This is a genomic window from Niallia sp. 01092 (genome assembly GCF_052318935.1).
Classification (GTDB): Bacteria; Bacillota; Bacilli; order Bacillales; family Cytobacillaceae; genus Niallia.
Map to the genome: position 1 here is coordinate 1 of NZ_JBQRKO010000063.1, position 727 is coordinate 727.

Sequence of the window (727 nt, forward strand, 5' to 3'; positions counted from 1 at the left end):
TGTGATATCTGTCAGTAAAACTTTTCCAGGTATTCCTTGCTTAAATTCCCTGTTTAATTTGTTAGGGACAACCTGATGCTCTTTTGTCGCTTTAGCGATCCTTTTATAAGGATTTGGTCTCCTGTGAGGACAGACGATTCCATATTTCTTCATAATTCTTTGGATCTTTTTACGGCTAAAGATTATGTTAAAATCATTCTCCAATATCATTTTAATGGAGCGTGAACCTTTCTTATATCCTTGCCGATCGAAGGCCTTTAAAACGATTTCCTTCGCTTCCAAGTCCAATTTCTCCCTTGCTTCTCGGATAGAGGAAGCCTTTAGGAAGCTATAATATCCAGACCGGGAGACCCCTAGTAGGTCACAAAAATACCTGGTCATCCCCTTAAATCCATTTTGTTCTATGGTCTCCTGAATCAATTGATAGGCTCTATTCGGATTTAGATTTTCGCTTGCGTTTAGCAGCCTCCTTTCTGTCGTTTCTAGCTTTTTTAACAACTCCACTTGTCCTTCCAACAATTCAATTCTTGCCTTTTGCCTTTCAATCACTTCGAACGGTGTAAGTTCTCGTTTCAAAGGTCTGCCGGAAGCCGTTTTCCTCGAATCAGTAAGCCCTATCAATCCATTCTTTTCATAAGCTTTCTTCCACCTACAGGCTGACTGTTCGATTCGTTTTATTCCTATAACGTCCACATCGAAGCCGTTCTCCACAAATATCTGACGAGGG

The 727-nt window shown here is 40.6% G+C and carries 1 protein-coding gene; it reads right to left on the minus strand.

What is annotated here, in order from left to right:
• Window positions 1–693: IS3 family transposase (locus ACTXGU_RS22270; protein ID WP_443483698.1), on the minus strand; the 693-nt coding region annotated here is incomplete at its 3' end.
• Between the last annotated feature and the right edge of the window lie 34 nt (window positions 694–727).